General features: G+C 68.7%; 20 protein-coding genes. 8 read left to right on the top strand and 12 right to left on the bottom strand.

Going from position 1 to position 21,914, the window contains the following annotated elements; genetic code table 11:
* Positions 1 to 64: 64 nt before the first annotated feature.
* From AB0K35_RS03980 to AB0K35_RS03970, 3 genes are all read right to left on the bottom strand, one after another.
* Complete coding sequence (locus AB0K35_RS03980) at positions 65 to 340, bottom strand: GlsB/YeaQ/YmgE family stress response membrane protein (protein ID WP_238668070.1); 276 nt, start codon at positions 338 to 340, stop codon at positions 65 to 67.
* A gap of 180 nt (positions 341 to 520) precedes the next feature.
* A complete protein-coding gene (locus tag AB0K35_RS03975; RefSeq protein ID WP_238668069.1) occupies positions 521 to 1,138 on the bottom strand; it encodes an STAS domain-containing protein in 618 nt (205 codons plus the stop codon).
* Between the two features lie 150 nt (positions 1,139 to 1,288).
* Entirely contained in the window at positions 1,289 to 1,702 is a 414-nt protein-coding gene (locus AB0K35_RS03970; RefSeq protein WP_238668068.1) for an STAS domain-containing protein, read from the bottom strand.
* A 154-nt stretch (positions 1,703 to 1,856) separates the two neighbouring features.
* Here AB0K35_RS03970 and AB0K35_RS03965 point away from each other — a divergent pair, with 154 nt between their 5' ends.
* The 3 genes from AB0K35_RS03965 to AB0K35_RS03955 are packed head-to-tail and all read left to right on the top strand — an operon-like array spanning position 1,857 to position 4,458.
* Positions 1,857 to 2,546, top strand: a complete 690-nt coding sequence (locus AB0K35_RS03965) for a response regulator transcription factor (RefSeq protein ID WP_238668067.1) — start codon at positions 1,857 to 1,859, stop codon at positions 2,544 to 2,546.
* A complete protein-coding gene (locus AB0K35_RS03960) occupies positions 2,543 to 3,898 on the top strand; it encodes a HAMP domain-containing sensor histidine kinase (RefSeq protein ID WP_363883592.1) in 1,356 nt (451 codons plus the stop codon). The genes AB0K35_RS03965 and AB0K35_RS03960 overlap by 4 nt, the downstream gene beginning before the upstream one ends.
* On the top strand, positions 3,895 to 4,458 hold the full coding sequence (locus AB0K35_RS03955; protein WP_363883590.1) for a GerMN domain-containing protein: 564 nt from the start codon (positions 3,895 to 3,897) through the stop codon (positions 4,456 to 4,458). The genes AB0K35_RS03960 and AB0K35_RS03955 overlap by 4 nt, the downstream gene beginning before the upstream one ends.
* 967 nt (positions 4,459 to 5,425) lie before the next feature.
* Here AB0K35_RS03955 and AB0K35_RS03950 read toward each other — a convergent pair.
* Entirely contained in the window at positions 5,426 to 5,512 is an 87-nt protein-coding gene (locus AB0K35_RS03950) for a DUF2610 domain-containing protein (RefSeq protein WP_363883774.1), read from the bottom strand.
* Positions 5,513 to 5,934: 422 nt separating this feature from the next.
* Positions 5,935 to 6,396: a nitroreductase/quinone reductase family protein gene (locus AB0K35_RS03945; RefSeq protein ID WP_238668064.1), complete on the bottom strand. Its 462-nt coding sequence runs from the start codon at positions 6,394 to 6,396 to the stop codon at positions 5,935 to 5,937.
* 319 nt (positions 6,397 to 6,715) lie between these two features.
* On the opposite strand from AB0K35_RS03945, the gene AB0K35_RS03940 reads away from it, so the two are divergent.
* The 3 genes from AB0K35_RS03940 to AB0K35_RS03930 all read left to right on the top strand — a co-directional run bounded on the left by AB0K35_RS03940 (position 6,716) and on the right by AB0K35_RS03930 (position 9,855).
* On the top strand, positions 6,716 to 7,474 hold the full coding sequence (locus AB0K35_RS03940; RefSeq protein ID WP_363883588.1) for an SDR family oxidoreductase: 759 nt from the start codon (positions 6,716 to 6,718) through the stop codon (positions 7,472 to 7,474).
* A gap of 152 nt (positions 7,475 to 7,626) precedes the next feature.
* The gene (locus AB0K35_RS03935) at positions 7,627 to 8,526 is read left to right on the top strand and encodes an AraC family transcriptional regulator (RefSeq protein WP_238668062.1); all 900 of its coding nucleotides are present in this window, start codon (positions 7,627 to 7,629) and stop codon (positions 8,524 to 8,526) included.
* A gap of 291 nt (positions 8,527 to 8,817) precedes the next feature.
* The gene (locus AB0K35_RS03930; protein ID WP_238668061.1) at positions 8,818 to 9,855 is read left to right on the top strand and encodes an acyl-CoA desaturase; all 1,038 of its coding nucleotides are present in this window, start codon (positions 8,818 to 8,820) and stop codon (positions 9,853 to 9,855) included.
* 49 nt (positions 9,856 to 9,904) lie between these two features.
* Here AB0K35_RS03930 and AB0K35_RS03925 read toward each other — a convergent pair whose 3' ends face one another.
* From AB0K35_RS03925 to AB0K35_RS03910, 4 genes are all read right to left on the bottom strand, one after another.
* Positions 9,905 to 11,404, bottom strand: a complete 1,500-nt coding sequence (locus tag AB0K35_RS03925; RefSeq protein WP_238668150.1) for a serine/threonine-protein kinase — start codon at positions 11,402 to 11,404, stop codon at positions 9,905 to 9,907.
* A gap of 238 nt (positions 11,405 to 11,642) precedes the next feature.
* Entirely contained in the window at positions 11,643 to 12,260 is a 618-nt protein-coding gene (locus AB0K35_RS03920) for an OmpA family protein (protein WP_238668060.1), read from the bottom strand.
* On the bottom strand, positions 12,244 to 12,846 hold the full coding sequence (locus tag AB0K35_RS03915) for a hypothetical protein (protein ID WP_363883585.1): 603 nt from the start codon (positions 12,844 to 12,846) through the stop codon (positions 12,244 to 12,246). The genes AB0K35_RS03920 and AB0K35_RS03915 overlap by 17 nt, the downstream gene beginning before the upstream one ends.
* 260 nt (positions 12,847 to 13,106) lie before the next feature.
* Entirely contained in the window at positions 13,107 to 15,932 is a 2,826-nt protein-coding gene (locus AB0K35_RS03910) for a tetratricopeptide repeat protein (protein WP_363883583.1), read from the bottom strand.
* Between the two features lie 270 nt (positions 15,933 to 16,202).
* Between AB0K35_RS03910 and AB0K35_RS03905 the strand changes: the two genes are divergently transcribed.
* Positions 16,203 to 16,700, top strand: a complete 498-nt coding sequence (locus AB0K35_RS03905; protein ID WP_363883581.1) for an LURP-one-related family protein — start codon at positions 16,203 to 16,205, stop codon at positions 16,698 to 16,700.
* An 87-nt stretch (positions 16,701 to 16,787) separates the two neighbouring features.
* Here the strand turns inward: AB0K35_RS03905 and AB0K35_RS03900 are convergent, their stop codons facing one another.
* A complete protein-coding gene (locus AB0K35_RS03900) occupies positions 16,788 to 18,140 on the bottom strand; it encodes an FAD-dependent oxidoreductase (RefSeq protein WP_363883579.1) in 1,353 nt (450 codons plus the stop codon).
* A 47-nt stretch (positions 18,141 to 18,187) separates the two neighbouring features.
* Here AB0K35_RS03900 and AB0K35_RS03895 point away from each other — a divergent pair, with 47 nt between their 5' ends.
* Positions 18,188 to 19,612 (top strand): PLP-dependent aminotransferase family protein, encoded by a 1,425-nt coding sequence (locus AB0K35_RS03895; protein WP_363883577.1) that lies wholly within the window; start codon positions 18,188 to 18,190, stop codon positions 19,610 to 19,612.
* A gap of 495 nt (positions 19,613 to 20,107) precedes the next feature.
* On the opposite strand, the gene AB0K35_RS03890 is transcribed toward AB0K35_RS03895, so the two are convergent.
* Both AB0K35_RS03890 and AB0K35_RS03885 read right to left on the bottom strand, forming a co-directional pair.
* A complete protein-coding gene (locus AB0K35_RS03890) occupies positions 20,108 to 21,493 on the bottom strand; it encodes an alpha/beta fold hydrolase (RefSeq protein ID WP_363883575.1) in 1,386 nt (461 codons plus the stop codon).
* A gap of 14 nt (positions 21,494 to 21,507) precedes the next feature.
* Positions 21,508 to 21,861, bottom strand: coding sequence for a hypothetical protein (locus AB0K35_RS03885; RefSeq protein ID WP_238668053.1), 354 nt, complete (start codon positions 21,859 to 21,861; stop codon positions 21,508 to 21,510).
* Positions 21,862 to 21,914 lie beyond the last annotated feature (53 nt).

The following is a 21,914-nucleotide window of genomic DNA, read 5'->3' as shown; positions in this document are numbered from 1 at the left end:
AGCGGAATCCGGCCTGACCGTGCTTGTGGTTCACCTCTGGTGCTGGCGCTGCGTCGTCTCCGGTTCAGGGGGAGTCGGATGGGTCGGGCCTGGCGGTGGCCACGACGAGCACGACGCCAATGCCGGCGAGACCGACCTGGATGACCAGGGTCAGGAGGTTGAGGGTGCTGGTATCGACGCCCGCGAGACGGGCGACGATGCTGCCCGCCAGCGCGGCGACCACCGCGACGGAGACGGTCAGCCAGATCGGAGCCTCCTGGCGGCCTGGAATGACGAGCCTGCCGAGCAGGCCGATAGCGACGCCGACGAGGAGCGCGATGACGAGACCAGCGATACTCATGGGCTGCCTCGGATCTCCTTCGAGTACGGGTGCTACCACAAGGTGGGGATCGGTTCCCGAAAGCCGCCGCGGCACCAGCGGCCGCGTTCGAACGCCCCCTGGCTCCTAACGATCCGATCCCATGGGTGTCAGATGTCGCTGCCGGCGACGAAGATGCCCTCGCTTCGGGACCGAGTTCGATTAGGAACGAGTGGCCTTGGCGGCGGCTGCGGTTGGTTGCGCCACAGCCGACCCCTTCGACAGTTGGGCGAGGGCTTCTTCGGGGCTGTCGAAGATGGGGAAGGCACCGTCCAGGCGCATGGTGTGCAGGACGGTACGGATGAACCGCGACGGCGCGGCCAGGCAGAGGGTGGCCCCACGGTCTCGGGCCTCGCGGTGGGCGCGGACGAGGTGACCGAGGCCGGTGGAGTCGATGAGGTGTACTCGGCTCAGATCAACCACCACGTGCCCGCCCATGTCGGCTGCGTGACGCAGGGCGGTGCGCAGGGTGTCCCCGGTATCGAGATCGACGTCACCGGCGGCGGCGACAACGGTCACGTCGTCGAGGTGGTCGATGCCGAGGATGCCACCAGGACCGTGGTCGACGCACGACGCATGGCCGCCACCAGGGAGCGGCAGGAGGCTGCAGTGCGGGCAGCGGTGCGGGCCGGTGGCGAACGGTGAACCGCTCCAGCCCTGTTCGGACACCAGGGTCCAGACGACCTCCGCGTCGGGGAGCACGCACGCGGTGGCCTTGACGGTGTCGCCGCAGGTGTCGCAGATCAGGGTCATCAGGTGGTCGTCTGGGACAACTGTCATTGTGCTGGTCCTTCCTGGGGCCGTGTCTTGCGGTGCTGTGTGACACGGCATTCGTGCAGTGCCGAAGCGGAGATGGCTCCCGAATCTGGTGTTTCCCTGCCGGGTGGCGGTCGAGCCCGATGGTGGGAAAGGTGAGACCACTGGCGATCGTCAGTGCGGGGCTCTTACCGCGGCGCGGCCATGAGCGATCAACGCCGGTGGGGTGGAGGTGGGTTCCTGTCCCGTCGTGGGCGTGCAGGACGACGACGAGGCAGTGTCGACGACTGGCAGAATCTGGTCCAGACGGGCCGTGTGCAGGATGCGTCGGATGCGCGGGTTCGGATTGCGGACGGTGAGGACGCCGTCGGCGCGGGCCAGCCGCCGGTGCACATCCAGCAGGAGGCCGATGGCAGCGGCGTCGATGTGCCGGCACCCGGACAGGTCGACCACGACCTGTGCGGGATGCAGGGTCAGCAGTCGGTCGAACACTGCTCCGGTCGCCGGCAGGCAGGCCAGGTCGAACTCGGTGATGCACACCTCGACGAGCGGCAGCGTGCACGGCGTGGTTGCCAGAGGTCCTGTCACGGGCACACCCCTCTCCTTCACGGACGCGGTCGTCTAGGACCCTGCCGTGCCGGCTTGGCGGTCACCACGCGGATCTGTGACAGTTCCGTGACAAATCTGCCAACCGGCCGCCACGGTTGGCCGCCGAGCTGGTCGTGTGGGGATGATTCCCGGTATGACGGCCGTGCTGGTGATCGAGGACGACGACCGAATCCGTCTGGCGTTGTTGCTCGCGCTCGAGGACGAGGGCTACGACGCTCTCGGCGCGGCCACGGCCGAGGAGGGCCTGCGCGTGCAGCGCCGCGACCCGGCCGACTACGTGCTGGTCGACTTGATGCTGCCCGGCCTCGACGGCTTCGAGTGCATCAGGCAGCTGCGCCGTGACGACGACGTGCCGATCGTGGTGGTCAGCGCCCGCGACGACACGCACGACATCGTCGCCGCTCTTGAAGCCGGCGCCGACGACTATGTCGTCAAACCGGTGGCGATCAAGGAATTGACCGCGCGGCTGCGCGCCCTGCGCCGCCGCGCCCGTGCCGGCGTCGCGGGGCAGTCGCCGGAGCCCGTGCCCGTGCTCGTGGTCGGCGAGCTGGAGATCAGCCCGGACGGGGGAGAGGTGCGCCGAGCCGGACAACCCGTACCGGTCACCCGCACCGAATTCCGGCTGCTGTGCGAGCTGGCCGAGCACGCCGGCCGGGTGCTGTCCCGCCAGCAACTGCTCGAACGGGTCTGGGGGTACGACAGCGGCGACGAACGGCTCGTCGATGTGCACGTCGGCCGCCTGCGGCAGAAGATCGAGTCAGACCCGGCGAACCCGCGGCACCTGGTCACCCTGCGGGGCCTGGGCTACAAGCTGCAACGATGAGACGCCTCGGACTGCGTACCCGGGTCACTGTCGCGTTCGCCGTCGGCGCGCTCCTGCTCTCAGCGTCGATGGCCCTGGTCTCCTACGAGTTGACCCGCCGGTCCCTACTCGACGAGCGGGAACGCACCGCCCTGCGCGCCGCCTACTTCGACGCTACCGTCGTTCGTGCCGGGCTCGACACCGACACCCCCGATGTGGTGGAGGTGCTTCGGTCGCTGGACACGGGCGGGAGTCGGCGGCCGGTGCTGCACCTGAACGGCGAGTGGTATGCCCGTACCGCCGACCCCACCACCACCGCTGCCATCCCGGTTGAGCTGCGTCGGGTCGTCGGGGCCGGTGAGCCCGCAGTGCAGCGGGTACGTGTCGACGGCCAATCTGTCCTGGTCGTCGGAGTGCCCCTGTCGGCGTCGGCGACGTACTTCGAGGTCAACTCGCTCCGGGAGCTGGAACAGACGTTCCAGGTTCTGGCGCTCGCGCTGACCACCGTCGCGATCATGGTCGCCGGCTCCGGCGCGGCGCTCGGCTGGTATGCCACCCGGCACGGGCTACGGCCGCTGACGGCGGTCGCCGACGCGGCCGAAAAGATCGCCGCCGGTGACTTCACCGCCCGCCTCGACAAGACCACCGACCCCGACCTGACCCGGTTGTCCTCGTCGTTCAACCAGATGGTCGACCGGCTAGCGCACCGCATCGAGCGGGACCGGCGCTTCGCCGCCGACGTCAGCCACGAGCTGCGCTCACCACTGCAGACCCTCGCCGCGGCGGCCAGCGTGCTGGCACGTCGTCGGGAACACCAGGACGAACGAACCGCCATCGCGGCCGGGCTCGTCGCCGACGAGATCGACCGTTTCCAGCGGCTCGTCAACGACCTGATCGACCTGGCCCGCAGTGACCAGCCCGCCCACCGGGCCTCCGTGGACGTCGTCGCGCTGGCCCGCGATGCCTGTCGCGCCCTCGACCTGCCCACGGCGCTCGTCCACCTCGCACCCGACGTGCCGGCGACGTGGCTGGTTGAGCGACGCCGTGTCGCACAGGTCCTGGCGAATCTGCTCGACAACGCGGTGACCTACGGAGGCGGTCCTGCAGGCGTCCGGCTGGGCCGCGACGGTAGCGCCGGCATCATCGAAGTCGACGACGACGGACCCGGTGTGCCCGTCGAGGACCGCGAGGCGATCTTCGACCGTTTCGTCCGGGGACGAGCAGCTCACACCCGCGGCACAAACGACGGCACAGGGCTCGGACTCGCGTTGGTCGCACAGCACGCCGCAGCACACGCGGGAAACGTCACCGTCGGTGACCGACCCGGCGGAGGCGCCTGCTTCCGTGTCACCCTGCCGGAGAGCCTGCCATGAACCATCGTTATTTCGTCGTGCTGGCGCTTGCCGTGCTGCTGACCGGCTGCAGCATTCCCACCGATGATGCCCCCCGGGTGGTGCAGGCACCGCAAGGACCATTCCAGAGCTCCGCGCCCGCCGACACCAGCGCACCAGTCGGCCCTGCCACCGAGACGCTCTGCTTCGTCCGCGACAACCGCATCATCTCTTTTGTCCGGCGCGTCGACCGACCGCCAACGATCGAGGATCAACTGCGGCATCTGCTGGTCGGACCCACAGCAGCCGAACGCGACACCGACTTGACCAGCGCGCTGCCGGGAGCGGTCAACGCCGCTGGTGTCACACTGACCGGCACCCAGGCCCGCATTGTGGTCGACAAACCCGGCGACGACGCCGGCCGCAGCGACGAGGTCCTCGCCTTCGGGCAGATCGTTTGCACTCTTACCAGCCGCGACGACGTCACCACCGTCACGTTCTCCCGTGATGGCCGACCTCTCAGAGTGCCTCGCGCCGACGGTTCGCTGTCCGACCAGCCCCTCACTCGCGCCGATTTCGCACCACTGATCACCCCTCGTTGACCTTCGTCTCCACTACGCCTGGACCAGCACCAGGCCGAGCATCGTGACCGCTACCGCCGCCAGCAGCGGTGCCGCTGTCCCGCCCAACCCATCAGGAGCCCGGTAGGTGCCGTAGGGATTCGAAGGAGCCGCACCGTAGCTGGCGATACGCCCAGCAGCGATACCAATCGAGCGGTGATCGAGCAGGAGCCGCCGCCCGCCTGGGTCGTCTCGGCGGCTGTCAGCGACGCCTACGCCGATTGCTGCGCCGCACGCTCCGTCTTCGCCACCCACGTGCCGCTGAGTACGACCGCGAACACGAGAGTGCCAAGCATCCAGGCGAGCCAGGAAGGGCCGTCAGGGCGTACTACGGTCCATACAACGATCAGGGACCCGATCAACACGACGGCGAGGGCGACCAGATAACCAACGCCGGCGGCGCTGGCCGGAATAGGCAGACGAGTTCCCGAGACTTTCGCCGCGATACGGCTAGTCACTGCCACGGATAGGGCCGCGATGACGAGAAAGGGGCCCGCGATCTGCTGCGACAGAAGACCGCTTGCCGCAGTTGCGGCACCTGCGATTACTCCGATTACCGCGTAGTACCACCGTGGAGCGACAATCTTTCGGTCAGCTACACTCGCCCGGACAGACGATTCTTGGCCTTCAGCTGATGCCGGGTCCATAGCCGCAAGTCAACCCCTGGCCCCCTGCGGTGTCAAGCCCGTCGCGAATGGGGCGGGAGGTGGGGCGAGTCCGGTTGTCGACCAGGGTCGAGGCTTTCGAAAATGGTGGTTCCTGCACCTTCCGTCCGAAGACCTCGGCGTTCTCCACGGTACTTCCAGGCTCCTGACCTGACCGCTCTGCCGTCCGGAGGACCCTGATCTGACGTCGCCCAGGTGTCGGTGGTAACGGTATCCGCTGATCCGTCCACCGGGACGGGTGGCACCGGATTGTCATCAGCGCCGGCGAGGGCCATGTCCCTGGCCTAGGTGCAGAGCTCTGTGTAGGAGACATTGTTTTCGTTGGCGATGCTCAACAACTTCGCGAACGAGTCCATCACTTCCAACGGAATTGACCTGCCGTATCACTGGCCGCATCTCGTCACGCCTTGTCGGACCAGGCTGGGTCGCCTGCTGGTCGACAGGGGCAGGAGCTGACCGGTCCATCCGCCAGCGGTTTCGCTTCCAGGGGAGTGGAGTGCGTCGATACTGGGCGGCGGCCGACATGTAGCGTCCGGACGCCAGCGGCGTCATCTACCTGTCCATTACACGGCCGACACGGGTTGGCGATTCCACGACCAGGGCACCCGATGGGACTGCAAGGGCATCGGCCTGACCGAGCCGGCGTCGTTCCGCACTTCCTGACCGTCTGCCTGGAAATCCCCCGGCTGAGGACAGCCGTCAGGGCCCAGAGCCCTCGGGTGTCGTGGCGCAGGCGAGGGTGGCGGCGGCCAGCAGTAGCGCGCAGACTGCCGCTCCATGTCGTCCGGTGTGGTCAACTCAGCGGCTGGCGCAGCCGTTCGTCGTCGAAGACGATCTCTATCAGCGGGCTGTGCTCGAGCCAGTCTTCCAAGCGCTGGCGTTGGGTGACGCGCATGCGCAAACCGGGCTCGTCCTGCAGTGCGACGACCGCGGACAGTACGCGATGGCGCACCGCGGGATCCTCGACCGGCACTGCGGTGGCCGGCAGGTCCGCCCGGACGCCGTTCTTGAGGTGGACGGTGAAGTGCGGGTGCGCGGACAGGTTGGCGTTCCAGCTTCGGGGCACCGGCATCCCGCTGAGGTACCAGCGGCCGTCGACGTGGTGGAACCAGATCTCGATGCGCCTCGGGCGGCCGGTGCGCCGGCCCAGGGTCGTGATGTCGATGGTGCGGGCCTCGCGCGGCGAGCCCGGGCCGATGGCCAGAGCGCGCCTGACCGCGCCCACGTCGTAGCTTCTGTCCGTGGTGTCGGTCATGGTCGGCTGCCTCACTCGTCCTGACGGAATGGCTTTTGGGGCAAGTCAAACCTCACGCCGGGAGGGCTGCTAGGGGCATCCTGGCGGATCCTTGCACGATCCTGCTCACGCGTAGCACAACGACGGGCCGGGCACCTCCGGCAAGGGCCGACGCTCCTTGCGCGGCGGGCAGGAGCGGGGTCGGCTGACGCGGCCCATCCGAGAGGATTGGGCAAGAGACGAAGAGGATCACTCTTTTCGCGGGTCCGGCACAGCGGTCTCCTGGAAGGGACACATTCCCCACGGATTCCGACGAATCCTCAGGCCCAGGAGGCACACAATGAAGGTAGCCGTCGTCACCGGTGCCAGCTCCGGCATCGGCCAGAGCGCCGCCCTGCAGATCGCCCGGCGCGGTACCGGCGTCATCCTGACCTACAGCTCCAACGAACAGGGCGCCAAGGACACCGTCGCGCGGATCGAGCAGCAGGGCGGCACTGCCGTGGCGCTGCACCTGGATATCGCCGATACGGCGGGATTCGCCACCTTCCGGGAGACCGTTGCCGAGGTGCTGCGCGAAACCTTCCAGCGGCACTCCTTCGACCACCTGGTCAACAACGCCGGATTCGCCGGGATGGCGATGATCGAGGACACCCGCGAGGAGGAATTCGACCGGCTCACGGACGGCCTGTTCAAGGGGCCCTTCTTCCTCACCCAGGCCCTGCTGCCGCTCCTCGCCGACGGCGGCGCCATCGTCAACCTGACCAGCAACTCCACGTTGCCCCAGGTGACCGCGCCGGGATACTCCGTCTACGCCGCTCTCAAGGGCGCCGTGGCGGTGATCACCCGCTACATGGCCAAGGAGTTCGGTCCCCGCGGCATCCGCGTGAACTCGGTCGCACCGGGAGCCACCGTCACCCGCTTCGCCGACGATGCGTTCAGCAGGAACCCGGAGATCATCCCGGAACTGGCGAAGACCTTCACTCTCGGCCGCGTCGGGGAGCCCGACGACATCGGCATGGTCATCGCCGTGTTGGTCTCCGAGGAGGGCCGGTGGATCACCGCCCAGGACATCGAAGTTTCCGGAGGCCAGAACCTCTGAACCAACTCCTGCTGTGAGCGACGCTGCCCACGGCTCGTTGCGCGACGAGCCAGGACAGCCGCCCACGAGCCGCCTTGCCTGGCGGGGACATCCGTGTGCTCAATCCTGCCAGGTCAACGCCACGGTGTGGAGGTTTGTGCATGAATAGACTCATGTCTGCCCTGGACGAAATGCGTGAGCTTCTCAACCGGCATGCGCGGCCCGACATGAGTACGTCGATCGAGGGCATCAGGGTATGCAAGTTCAACCATCCGAACGCGTCGGCGGCCGGGATGTCCGGGACCGTGCTCGCAGTCATCGCCCAGGGCGGCAAACGCCTCGCCCTGGGCGAGCACCTCTACGAGTATGGGCCCGGTGAGTATCTGATCGCCTCTGCCGACCTCCCCGTCACCGGCCATGTCCTGGACACCGGGCAGCCCACCCTCGGCTTCGGCATGACTCTCGCTCCCTCAGCGCTTGCTGAACTCCTCCTGGAAGCCGACCCCCGAGACCTGCCGGCCACCCCACGCACGGCATCGCCAGGCATTGCCGTCTCCACGGCCTCGCCCACACTGCTGGACGCCATCGTGCGCCTCCTGCGACTGCTGGAGCAGCCCGCGGACCGCAAGATCCTCGCTCCCATGGTCAAGCGGGAAATCCTCTGGCATCTCCTGCGAGGTGAGCAGGGAGCCGCCATCCGCCAGCTCGGTCTCGCCGACAGCGGACTGGCCCACATCAACCGCGCCGTACGTCAGATCCGGGAGAACTACGCCACCGCCTTCCGGGTGGAGGACCTGGCGGAAATCGCCGGCATGAGCGTGTCCGCGTTCCACCGCAACTTCCAGACAGTCACCGGAATGAGCCCCATCCAGTTCCAAAAACGCATCCGCCTGCAAGAAGCCCGGCTCCTGCTCGCCAGCCACCCCTCAGACATCACCGGTGTGGGCCTCAGCGTCGGCTACGACAGCCCCTCCCAGTTCAGCCGTGAATACCGCCGCATGTTCGGCACACCGCCCAGCAAGGACACCCAACTCCGCACTCCGCCAGCAGAACTCGTCACTGCGCTGCCCTGAGCCTGATCCTGATCCTGATCCTGATCCTGTCGGGATCGTGGTGTTCCCGCTGTGCGCAGTCACGTACGGGCTGCGACTGGTCGTCAGGCATCCATGAAGCGAGTCGCACTCACGTGCGGCGCATGGTGGGATGGTTTCGGCGTGCGAGAGGCGGCTTTGCGAAAGACTGAAGCCATCAGCGGCGGTTCGTTCATCGATTTCTGCAGGACCACGCATGCACTACGTGCCCCGGTCACGACTGACGGCGGGGTCAGTGGAGCTGATTGGCGTGGCTGACGAGGAGTGGCGACGGTGAGTGAAACAGATCTTGGTGCTCGCAGTGACCGGGGCAGTGATTACGCCGACCTGTCCCGCCTGGTCCGAGGCGCGGGTCTCCTCGACCGGCACCCCCGCCGCTACGCGGCGCGGGTGACAGTGGTGTTTGTCGGTCTCGCGTTGATGGGCGTCGTGTTCGTCCGCCTCGGGTCCTCGTGGTGGCAGACGGCGACCGCCGCTGGCGTCGCAATGCTGTTCGGGCAGCTGGCCTTTCTCGGACACGACGCCGGGCATCGGCAGATCCTTCGATCCCGCCGGGCGAACGACGTGATCGGCTATGTCTGTGCAAACCTGGTGAACGGGATCAGTTACGGCTGGTGGGTCGACAAGCACAATCGCCACCACGCACATCCCAACACCGAGGGCCGCGACCCCGACCTCGTGGTGGCGCCGCTGTCCTTCACCCCCGGTCAGGCCGCGACGCAGCGCGGCCTGCGCGCGCTGTTCGTTCGGCATCAAGCGGCGCTGTTCTTCCCCCTGCTGATGGTGGAGGGTCTGCATCTGCACGCCGCCAGCGTCCGGGCGGTCCTCTTCCGCAGCGGTCTCCGACGCCGACGAGCGGAGGCCGGACTGCTCCTCCTGCACTCCGCCGGCTACCTCACTGTCGTGTTCCTGGTCCTGAGCGTTCCGCAGGCGATCGTGTTCATCCTGGTCAATCAGGCACTCTTCGGCCTCTACCTGGGCAGCTCCTTCGCCCCGAACCACAAGGGGATGCCGATCCTGACCGGGACCGATGACATCGACTACCTACGCCGTCAGGTCCTCACCTCTCGCAATGTGCGCGGGGGTCGCCTCCTCGACGCACTGCTCGGTGGGCTCAACTACCAGATCGAACATCACCTTTTTCCCAGCATGCCCCGGCCGAACCTGCGCCACGCCCAGCCACTGGTCCGCCAGTTCTGCGCCGAACATGGCATCGCGTACCACGAAACCACCCTGATCCAGTCCTGGGCCCAGGGGCTGGCACACCTGCGGACAGTGGGGGCCGGATCGGGCCGACCCGACAACGACTGAAACCGGCCGCACGCACTCTGGATCATGACGATCTGCGTACGTCATCCGCTCACTGGCGGCTCTCCCTTATCTTCGGCAATGGCGTGCCGTCCTCGCACCGCGCCTTGATCTCGCTCTTGTTGCCTGCGGACAGCAGCACCACCTGGATCTCCTTGACGGGCCCGGAGTTGTAGTCCTTGAGGCGGTAGCCGGTGGCAGGAGCGACGTCCAGAACGCGAATCTGATCGCCGGTGCAGAGCACGGTCACCACACCACCGAGTGCCCGAAGGGGCGTACCTGGCTTCGGGGAGGTCGGCGCCGGCGCGGCACTGGACGGTCCCGTCAGATCCTCGGCACTGGGTGACGTTGCAGGGCCAGGGCCAGCCGAGGAACCGGCTCGAGCGGTCGCTTCAGCCGGCCCAGCCGGAACGATCACCGTGCGGCTCGGTAGTGAGACCGGTGCGGGCCGCCCGGACGTCTGCCGGGGAGCAGGCACCTCAGTGACAGTCACATCGAAGGCGGCGTCGGGCGGGGTGGCACCGTCACGTGTGGCGACTTCGCCCGATCTGCCATCGGCAGGTACGAACTGGGGGAGCACAAGCGAAATGATCCCTGCCGTCGCCAGGAGAACGGGGATCAACACCGCGTTCGGGATGCGGCGACGCCGACCGGGAGAGGGACCGGCGGTAGTCGGGGCAGACACGGGCGAGACGGATGCCGGCTGGGCCGCCTGTTTCACCCGCCGCTCGGCGTCCTCGGTCAGACCGTGCAGGGCCGTGGCCACCTCCGCCGCGTCCGGCCGATCCGCGGGATCCCTGGCGAGGCAACGGTCGAGGAGGCGGTGAACCTCCGGCGACACTCCCTCGATATCAGGCAGCGGTGCCGGATCGACGTACACGTGAGCAGTCAACATCTGCGTGGGAGTCTCCGCCGACCAAGGCAGCTCATTGGTCAGCGTTCGGTACAGCAAGAGTCCGAGCGCGTAGACGTCGGAGGCAGGCAGGACGGTGCCACCGGCGAGCCGTTCGGGCGCGAGGTAGGCCGCGGTACCCAACAGCTGTCCGTCCGCCTCCAGCTCCGGCCGACCGACAGTGGTGGCGATACCGAAATCGACCACCTTCACACCGGCCGGCGTCAGCATCACGTTGGACGGCTTGATGTCGCGGTGCACCAGCTGACGTTCGTGCGCGGCGGCGAGCGCCTCGGCGACCTGCGCGCACGTCCGCATCGCGGTGGCCGGCGGCAGCGGACCGGCGGCAAGTCGTTGGGACAGGGTCTGGCCGGGCAGCAGTTCCATCACCACATACGACACCTGGCGGCCGGCGGCATCGGTGTGCTCGCCATAGTCGTACACACTCGTCACGTGCGGATGCCAGAGGCCCGCTGCGGACCTGGCCTCTGCCTGGACGCGTTGCCGTGCGCCTCGGGCGCCGGCCTGCGCGCCGGCCAGGACCTTGACTGCCACCCCACGTTCGAGGACGCGGTCCCACGCCCGCCAGACGACCGACATGCCCCCAGCGCCGAGACGGCTCTCGACCTGATACCTGTCGCCCAAGAGATCACCGACCATCACTGGGACAGCTTGCCAGAGTGGACGCGCGGTGGCATGACGACCGAATTCGACACTGGTCAGATGCCGTCACGGACAGAGCGTTTGTCGCTTGACGGCATTGGACGCTCACGGACGTCGACCTTCGGTCGACGGATCGCAGCAGTCCGATGCGTATCAACAATTGGTGCGTGGCCGCCGGGCGATCAGCGGGCAATCCCCGGAGAGGTTCTGACACCGTGAACTCTCTCCGGGGCCGTCATTTGTCGAACCGGATTTCGACACGTCGATTGCTGGCTCTGCCCTTCGGGTTGTCCTTGCCGTCGACGGTGTTCGGCGCGACGGGCCTGGTCTCCCCGAAGCCGTTGATCTCGTAGGTGACACCGCCGTCGACGAGTGCCGCGGTCAGCGCGTCGCGCACTGCCTGGGCCCGTCGGCGGGACAACGTCAGGTTCTGCGCGTCGTCACCGACCGAGTCGGTGTGACCGTCGATCTGAACCGTGCCCTTGGCCTGGGTACGAAGCCGTTCGGCTATCTCGTCCAGCCGGGCGCGGGTAGCCGGCGACAGATCGGCCTTACCGAAGGCGAAGAGCACATCCGCCGCGAGTGTCAGCTCGATCCGACTGCTGGACTCGGCCTGCAGGCTGGTGCCGTCGGCGTCCCCGGTGAGCAGGAAAATATCCTGCACCGGGCCCTGAATGTCCACTATCGGCGCGCTCACCTGCTCGCCGGACGTGGCCTGTGGCCCAGGTACGGTGCCGGTCGGCGGGGTTGGGGTCGGTATCGGTGCGGACCAGGCGATCGCCGGTTCGCTGACCAGTAGGCAGATGGTCAGCGTGGCGGCCAGCGCTGTCCGCCGGCTAACCGAGCGGCACATTCTCGAAGACCGGCACGCGGGGGATGACGACATCAACGGCGGTGACGTCATCCGGTGGGGCTCCGAACATGGCGTACAGCTCGACCGACTGGCCGGCCTGCACGAACACCGAGGCGAGGCCCGACGAAGCGAGATACTTCACCTGGCCGGGCTTCGCGTCCTGGTCCCCGCTCCGGGCGACCAGGTGCCGCTTGCGGTTCTTCCGGTCGACCAACGTCACGCCCGAGAAGGCCAGGGCGATCGTGTCACCCTCGAACGCGCTTGCGATCTGCCAACGGTCCGGGTTGTCGCCGGCATCCGTGCGGGTCAAACGGACGTTGACTGTGACAAAACCCTTGTCGCGACGGAGTGGGTACAGCTCGACCTTGACCAGGAAGAGCTTGCCGCTGTCGCTGATCTGAATGTCCTGGCTTCCGATCGGTGCCCCGAGTTTCTCGGGCGTGCCCGCCGCGACACCAACGGTCTCCTTCGACTCGCTCGTGCCACCTCCGGGGTCGTGCGATCTGCCGAGGCTGCCGCACCCAGTGAGGGCCATTGTCACCGCGATCGCGAGCGAGCCGGCGGTGATCGTGATGCGTGAACCCACGAATAACTCCGTTTACTGGTCGCGGTCTGCCGAACACTTCGCGCCGCCTGGCGGCCACATCTACCTTCGGCAGACCGGTAAACAGTCTTGGGCCAGAACGGCTGGCCGTCCGCCCAGCGGGAACCGACTGACCGATTGTCGGCGGGGCGGCTTGCAATTCGCCTGCAGCAGGCTTGCAGCGGACACATCAACGCGAGAGCTGGTAGCGGCCACTTTGGTGTCGCACCAGTGCTGGCACCGGTCGTGTCGGGGGAATCAAGTCAACCGTCGGTCGTCGCCGGCTCGCCCAGCAGCGCCCGGATTTCGTCCGCCTCCGGGTCTCCGAGCTCGTTGAAGACGGCGAGCGCCTGTCGCCAGCAGGATCGGGCCTCGTCGTCGCCCCGCTCGCTCAGGGACCGTCCCAGGGCCAGCAGTGTCCGGGCCCTGCCGTGCTCGTTGCCGGTGGACAGGTGCAGCCGCACTGCCTCGCGGAAGCGTCGGATCGCCCGTTCGTGATCGCCCAGTTCGGCGTGCGCCTCGCCGAGATTGGCGATGCAGATGGCCTCCGCGTACCGGTCACCCGCGTCACGCATCGCGGTCAGTGCCTCCTCGTGGCGGTCGATCGCCTCGCCGGGTTGGCCCAGCAGCACATGGCACTGGGCCATGTTCTGCAGTGCCACACCCTCACCCCGTCGGTTACCCCGCAGCCTGTGTTCCTCGCGGGCGAGGGCGAACGTCGCCAGCGCCTCGTCGGGGCGGCCCGCCTCCGCGTGCGCGACGGCGAGGCTGTTCAGGCTGGTGGCTCGCCAGTCCCAGTCGCCGCTGGCCTCGTGCAATCGCAGCGACTTCTGGTACAGGTCGATGGCCTCGGTATAACGTCGGCTCTCGCACAGCGCGGTCGCGAGGCTGGCCAGCAGGGCACCCTCAGCCCGTCGGTCACCGACGGCACGGGTGGCGGCGACCCCGATGCGGGTCGCGATCCGCCAGTCTTCCCTGCGTTTGGTGATGTACCAGTACGCCGACGCGGCCAGGGCGATCTGCCATGCGTACGTGGGCGCGCCACGCGACGCCGCTGCGCGAACCATCGGAACCAGGTTCGTCCGTTCGCTTTCGCACCAGCCCAGAGCGGCCTGGTAGGTCTCGACGCGCATTGCCTCGACCGGGGCTGGCGGGGCTGGGCTGACGTGCGGCCGGTGCGGTTGCAGCACCCGTCCCGCGGCGCTGACCGTGTGCAGGTAACAGTTCAGCAGGCTGTCGAACACCGGTCGCGACTGCGCCGCGTTCTCCGGCGCCTCGGCCAACTCCCTGGCGTAGGCGCCCACCAGGTCGTGGAACTGGTAGCGGTCCGGCGCTGGAAGCTGAAGGAGGTTGGCCCGGTGCAGCTCGGCGGTCAGCTCCCGGGCCCGCAGCACGCTGACGCCCGCGAGGGCCGCCGCGGCGTGGACGCCGACACTCTCGCCCGGGTGCAGTGCCATCCGCCAGAACAGCTCGGCGGCGGGGGGTGACAGGCCACGGTACGACCAGGAGAAGACAGCACGGAGGTTGGTGTCGGGGCCGTCAGGCCCGACGAACGCGTCAAGCCGGCTTCCCTCGCGTAGTTCGTCGAGCAGGTCGCCGAGCGGACGTTCCGGCAGGTCCAACGCGCGGGCGGCGACGATACGGATCGCCAGCGGCACATGGCCGCAATACTCGGCGAGTGCCGTGCGCTCGTCAGGCCGGGACCGACGTAGGCACCCGGCGACCAGGTCCACCGACTCGACCGGGCGCAGCGGAGCGAGACTCAGCGGCAGTGCCTGCTCGCGGACGACGAGCCCCGGAAGGCGGCGTCGGCTGGTCACCACGACGAGGCCGGCCAGATTCCCCGGCAGCAGCGGTCGGACCTGTGCGGCGTCGTAGGCGTTGTCCAACACGATCAGCAGCCGCCGGCCATCGGTCAGGCTGCGCATCCGCCCGCTCTGAGAGTCGACAGTGGGTGGGATGTCCGATGGTGGCACGCCAAGCGAGAGCAGCAGTCGGGGCAGCGCCTCCACTGGCGGCATCGGGGTGTCGCCCGGGCTGAACCCCCGTAGGTCGAGGTAGACCTGACCGTCCGGGAAGTCGTTGCGGTGCAGATGACCCCAGTGCAGGGCGAGTGCCGTCTTACCGATCCCGCCCATCCCGTCGATGACGACGATGCCGGGCCCGCCGCCGTGACGCACGGCGTCGAGTTGGGCGTCGAGCGCTGTCAGTTCGGCCCGCCGGCCGACGAAACCACCGGGTGCGTGGGGGAGCTCCGCAGGCCGCGCGGGTGGATCACCGGAGCCTCGCCGTACCAGGTCCCCGGGTGGCGGCGAATCCGGTGGGACGTCGAGGGTGGGGTCGGCCCGCAGGATCGCGGCTTCCATCTGTCGCAGTTCCGGCGTGGGATCGAGGCCGAATTCGGTAACCAGCCGGGCTCGCAGCTCGCGGTAGGTCGCGAGGGCCTCGTCGGTGCGTCCCGCCCGGTGCAGGACCAGCATGAGCTGACCGACCAGCCGCTGCCGGAAGGGATGCTCGGCGAGTAGCTTGCCCAGCTCGTCCAGCGCGTCGCGTGACCGGCCCAACCGGACCAGTGCCTCCAGGCGGTCCTCAACCGCGGTCCACATCATCTCTCGCAGGCCGACGCAGAGCCGGTCTCGTACAACTGTCGGGGCGACGTCGGCCAGCGGATCGCCGCGCCAGAGCGTGAGCGCCAGGTCGAACAGCTTGACTGCCCGTTCGTCATCGGCCTGCCGGGCTCGGGCGACCAGGCCGGTGAAGCGATGTACGTCGACCGAGCCCGGATCCACCCGCAGGAGGTAGCCCGCGCCCGTGTGCAGGATCTCGATGACCTCGGGCGGAACGGCGTCCATCGGGTTGCCGGCGCGGCGCAGGCAGGCGCGCAGTCGGGAGACGAGCGCCTGAAGTGTGCTTCGGGCGGAGGCGGGCGGGTCGGACCCCCAGACGAGCTCGACAAGTCGGTCCACCGCCAGCGCGCGACCGGGCTCCAGCAGGAGCAGCCCCAGCACCAGACGCTGCTGGCGGGAGCCGAGGTCGACGGGCACACCGGCGGTGTACGCCTCGACCGCGCCAAGGACCCGGAATTCCACCTGGCCACCCCCCGGTCGTCCATTATGGCGGCGCGCCGGCAAGCGGTCTGCCGTGTCCCGTGATCATTTGCCTGTGTGCGGCGTCTTCCGTTCCGGGGTCGTGGCGAAGCAGCAGCTCAGGGGTGCCGCAGTGGGCCCGCTGCCGCGCATGCACTGCTCGCAGGTCAGTTCCGCGCAGCGATGCCTCGTGGCTTTTCGGCCGGGGTGACCGAGGACGAGCAGGCAGTGCTCGGCCGGCACTTTGGTGTGCGGTGGGGGAGAATCGAAATCATGTTTGTCATCAAGGAGCGGTTCTTCTCGATCGGCGACGACTTCGACGTGCTCGACGAGCACGGCACCAAGGTCTTCCATGTCGACGGCAAGGTGCTTAGCGTCCGCGACAAGGTCCTCATCGAGGACGCCGCCGGCCGTGAGGTCGCCACGCTGCACCGGCACCTGGTGGCACTGCGCCCCACGTACGAGATCCGCATCGGCGGCGAGAAGGCCGCAGAGGTCCGTAAGAAGCTGCTCACGCCGTTCCGCGACAAGTTCACCATCGACGTGCCGGGGCCTGATGACCTGGAGATGAAGGGTGACCTGCTCGACCACGAGTACGTGATCGAACGCGGCGGCACCGAGGTGGCCTCGGTCTCCAAGCGGTGGCTGACCATCCGGGACACCTACGCCGTGCAGGTCGCTGCCGGCGTCGACCCACTGCTCATCATCGGTAGCGTCCTCGCGCTCGACCTGGCCATGAACCGCGACAAGAAGAAGAACGACGACGACTGACCCCCTGCCGCAGCCGCATTGCTGAGGCTCGTGGCTGGGACGGTCTGACGCGTTCCTACGCCGCGAACAGCCCGTAACCAGGCTGGGCTACTGGCTGTGGGGCCGGATGTTGTGGTTGAGGTGGAACACGTTGTGCGGGTCCCAGATCGTCTTGAGTGCGGTGAGCCTGGCGAGCTTGGCGGCCGGGTACGCGCGGCGTACCCCACGTTGCCCCTCGTCGGCGGCGAGCGAGTTGACGTAGACGCCGTCGGCGTACGGGTCGAGCGTCGCTCCGGCACTGCGAGCCGCTGCCATCCGAATGTCGTCCTCGGATGGTTCGGTCCAGCGGGAGCCGGCGCCGAACTCGAACATGGTGCCGCGGTGGCTGAACGCCGCGTCGACGTCCGCGACGTCGGCGATGGCACCGCCGTGCGCCTGCAGGCCGACGCCGGCCAGGTCGGTGCCGTTGTGCAGGTCCGACGCGCCGCGCAGCAGGAACGCCTCGATCGCGGCAGTGGGGAACTGCCGCAGGTAGTGCGCACTGGAGTACCGGCGGTAGGCGTGGGCACCAACGGTGTCGTCGCGTTGCTGCAATTGAAGGTATGAGGGGGTGGTGACCCGCTCGGCGAGCGGGCGCCCGAGCGCGCGCATCGCCGGCAGCAGCCGGTGACCCTGTGCCGGGTCGCCGACCCACACGAAGCCGACGGTGGCGATAGGGCCGGTGGGCGTGCTCTGGACGTCGGCGGTGAAGGTCGCCTGCCGCGGCGCGTCGGTGTTGAGGTCCCGCCAGCCTTCGAGCACCGGTACGGCGTCCTCGGCGCGGAAGTCGAACTCGGCGACCAGGGTCTGCGTTCCGGTGTGGTGCAGGTGAAATTCGAAGTCGGTGACGATGCCGAAGTTGCCGCCCCCGCCGCGTAGGCCCCAGTAGAGGTCGGGGTTCTCGGTTCGGCTCGCTGTCACCACCTCCCCGTCCGCGGTGACCATCGTGTAGGAGACGACGTTGTCGCAGGCCAACCCGTGTTGGCGGGCGAGCCAGCCCATGCCGCCGCCGAGGGTCAGGCCGCCGACTCCGGTGTGCGAGACGTTACCGGCAGTCGTGGCGAGGCCGTATGGCTGTGACGCCCGATCGAGTACGCCGAGCAGCGCGCCGCCCTGGACCCGGGCGCGTCGCCGGATCGGGTCGACCCGAACGCCGTTCAACGGGGTCAGGTCGATCATCAGGCCGTTCGCGGGGACGGCGTGGCCGGCCACGTTGTGCCCACCGCAGCGCACCCCGATCTCCAGGTCGAGTTCGCGGGCCAGGCGCACCGCGGCCACCACGTCGGCGACGCCGGCGGCCTGCACGATCATCCGCGGACGACGGTCAATCATGGCGTTCCAGACGGTGCGGGCCGCGTCGTAACCCGGATCGCCAGGGGTGAGGAGGCGGCCGTCGAAGCGGGGACTGGTCGTTGTCGGCATACGTCTGAGCCTGACGGAAATCGGTACACTCGGTAAGGTCCGATTCCATGGCCCGAACCAGAACCAATTCGAGCACGGCGGAGGACCTGCTCATCCATGTCGACCGGTCCGCGGCCGAACCGCTGCACCGGCAGATCGCCGCCTCGATCCGGGGCAGCATCCGGTCCGGTCGGTTGCGTCTCGGAACGTCCCTGCCGCCCACCCGCACCGTCGCAACCGATCTGGGAGTCTCCCGCGGCGTCGTGGTCGAGGCCTACCAGCAACTCCTCGCCGAGGGCTACCTCACCAGCCGGGCGGGCGGCTACACCCAGGTCGCCGTCGAGCCGGCTCCTCCGTCGGCGGGTCGGCGCGGCGGGGATCGGCCAGCGGCCCGGATCGACTTCGGGTACGGCCGGACCGACGTGTCGTCATTCCCCCGGGCCGCCTGGCTGCGCTCGGTGCGAACGGTCCTCACCACCACGCCGAACGAACGCTTCGCCTACCTCGACGGGCGCGGCGTACCCGAACTGCACGCAGCCCTGATCGACTATCTCAACCGGGTCCGCGGCACATCGGCCGGCCCGGAGAACGTCGTGATCTGCAGTGGCTACGGCCAAGGCGTCGCGCTGATACTCCAGGTGCTCGCGGCGCGCGGCGCCCGCAGGGTGGCAGTCGAGGACCCATCCGCTGACGACGACGCCCGCCTCGCCGCGGCCGCCCTCGGTGTGGACGTGATCGGCGTCCCGGTCGGGCCGGACGGCATCCTCGTCGAGGAACTCGAACGGACCGACGCGGACGCCGTCGTGCTGACGCCCTCGCACCAGTGGCCCACCGGCGGCGTCCTGTCGGCCACCGCACGGGCCCGGGTCATCGGCTGGGCGCAGCGCCGCGGCGCCGTGGTCATCGAGGACGACTACGACGCGGAGTACCGCTACGACCGCTCGCCCGTCGGCGCCATGCAGGGGCTGGCACCCGACTCCGTCGTCTACTGCGGAACCGCGAGCAAGACCCTGGCACCAGGGCTGCGTCTCGGGTGGCTGCTGGCACCGTCCCACCTGGTCGACGACATCACGGCGGCCAAGGTACGAGCCGACCGCGGCTCGCCCGTCATCGACCAACTGACCTTCGCCGACTTCCTCACCCGCGGCGAATTCGACAGGCACCTACGGCGCATGCGCCCGGTCTACCGCCGTCGCCGCGACGCACTCCTGGCCGCCTTGCGCGCACGGCTGCCCGAGTTGGAACCAGTCGGTGTCGCGGCGGGCCAACACGTCGTCACCTGGCTCCCGCACGACCTCGACGAGGCCCCGATTGTGGCTGCCGCCGCCCGGCGCGGACTGGTAGTGCAGGGCGTCTCCCGGTACCGACTGAGCCCCGCCGGACCCGGCGGGCTGATCTTCGGCTACGCGACCCTCACCGAACGCTCCATCGCCGACGGAGTGGAAGCCCTTGCCGAAGCGGTCGCAGAGGTCCGTGCAGACACCAGCCGCTGATGGGCCCGCGAACGAGGGAGCATCCGGCAGCACACCCGCCATACGTATGGCCGCTCACGAGCCTGACGGCCGTCGGCGGATAGCGACAGCGCGGCGCGGGATGGCGCTGATCGGCGCGCGACCACCTGATCTTGGCGTGGGGTCAGGCCGACGAAAAAGGGCTGGTCCCGGCACAATGACAGCGATGATCTCGCGGCGTGATGGGTTGTGGTGGGTGGTGGTCGGTCCGGCCGCCGGGGTGGCGCTCGGTGCGTTCGACTCGATCGTCAACCATGTGCCGGTCCTGCTGGGCGAGGTCGGCACCGCGCGTGCTGAGCGGGGCGGCTGGTCGCAGGCCGCGGAGTTCGCCAGTCTCATCCTCGACGCCGGATGGGCCTGGGCGGCGATGGCCGTGCTGGCGGGCTGGCTGGTGAGCCGGAGCGTGCCGCTGGTGGCGGGGATGCTGCGCGGCGCCCTGGCAGGTGGCTGCACGCTGGTCTGCGCCACCATCGCGTACTACTGCGTGGACGTGATTTTCGACGGCGACGTCTGGTGGGGCAGGGCGACCCAGTACTGGCTGATCGCCGGCGTGTGTTTCGGCCCTGTGCTCGGGGCTGTCGGGGCGTTGACCCAGCGTTCTGGTCCGGTCGGAACGCTCGCTGTCCTGGTCGTTCCCGCCGGTGGGGCGCTGCAGATGGTGTTGCTGCCACCACCGGCGGAGAGTGCGATGGCCTGGCCGGTGCGGTTGAGCGTCTGGGCCGCGGCCGCGGTCGCCGCCGGGCTGATCGCTCGTCGGACGTTCCGACCCACTGGCACTCCCTGATGATTTCGCGGTGCGATGCAGGTGCGCGCCCCGTACCTCATGAATCGACCCAGTGCGTCGAGTGTGGCCGGGGCGAGGACGTCCGGATTCGCGGGGTCGGTCAGATCGTGGGCAACGCCGGACAGCACGATTCGGCCAGGCCCCCTGGTGTGCGCCTGTTCCAGCGCTACTGCCAGCGGCGTGGTCATGTGGCATGGGACCTGTGGGTCGATGGTTCCGCAGGTGAGCAGGACAGGAGTCCGACGGGGTAGCTGGTACGCGACAGCAACAGGGTCGATGGCGTCGATGGTCTCCACGTAGCGCCGGCTGGGGCCGTCGAGGGCACGGAAGAGATCGGCGAGCGCGGGCGGCATGGCGCTGGTGTCGGGTGGGCGGTGCGCTCGGAAATCGGCAACGGCCCGGTCGACAGCGCGCCCGAGGGTGAGTTGCTCCTGCCGGCTCATCTGGCCCGCGGCGACGGCAGCGGCGAGCTGGTCGTGCAACTGCTGCGCGAGCACGTCGAGGAACCGTTTCGCCAGGGGTTGCAACAGCCCGACTCCGGCCGTACGAGGTTCGGCGGCGACCGCGACCCGCAGTGCCGTCAGCGCACCTTCGCTGTGCCCGATCAGGCGTACCGCTCGCCGGTTGACCTCGGGTTGGCCGGCGAGCAGCCGGTACGCGGTAGCGGCCTGGCGGACGAAGGCGGGATGGTCGAGCGTCTCGGGCCTTCCGGCGTAGGCGCCCAGCCCGGTCCGGCCCGTGCCGTACTTGTCGAAGCGCAGGCTGACGACTCCGTCGTGCGCCAGCGCTCCGGCGAGTTTGGCGAGGGTGTGTGGGGTGAGCGCGGGCGGCTGGTCGCCGTTGCGGTCGGTCGGACCGCTGCCGGGCAGCAACAACACGGCAGGCATCTTCTGCCCCCGGCGGTGGGCGGGGATGTGCAGGGTGCCGTATGTGGTGGTCCCGTCCACAGTGAAGGTGATCTCGCGGTCCGTGGCAGGCGTGGTCGGCATGGCCTGCACGGCGGTGGCGGGAAGAGTCCCTGCGGCGATGGTTCCCAGCATGACGGTGCCGACAGTGATCCGGCGGACGGTTCGTGGCATCCGGCCGAAGGAGATCATCGCGGGACCGCCTGCTCGATCAGGGCGACAGTGGCGGCTGGGTCAGCGACCTCCACGACCAGGCGGGCATAGCGCTCGTCGGCGAGTTCGATGACGACGGCGCGGGCACCGTCACGAATGTTCCAGAAGACGCGCTCACCGTCCTGATGGAAGGTGCCGGCCGTGATCACCCCGGGCACACTCGTCCCCGGTGCGCGCAGGCCCTTCGGTTCGGCGGCGATACCCGGGTCGGCGGTGGCGCCGCGGACGTTGGCCAACGGGATCACCAGACGGCTCTTGAGCGACCACAACCTGTCCATACCTTCGATCTCCACGACGAGATCGTCGCCGTCGACGCGCACAGTGGCCATGACAACCGTCCTTTCGTCAGCCCGGCGGCACCGGCCGTCGGGCATGGTGGGGC

Origin of the sequence: Micromonospora sp. NPDC053740, from assembly GCF_040677775.1 — a bacterium.
Classification (GTDB): Bacteria; Actinomycetota; Actinomycetes; order Mycobacteriales; family Micromonosporaceae; genus Micromonospora; species Micromonospora alfalfae.
The sequence above is the reverse complement of the archived record's forward strand: the minus strand, read 5'-3'. Positions and strand labels throughout refer to the sequence as shown.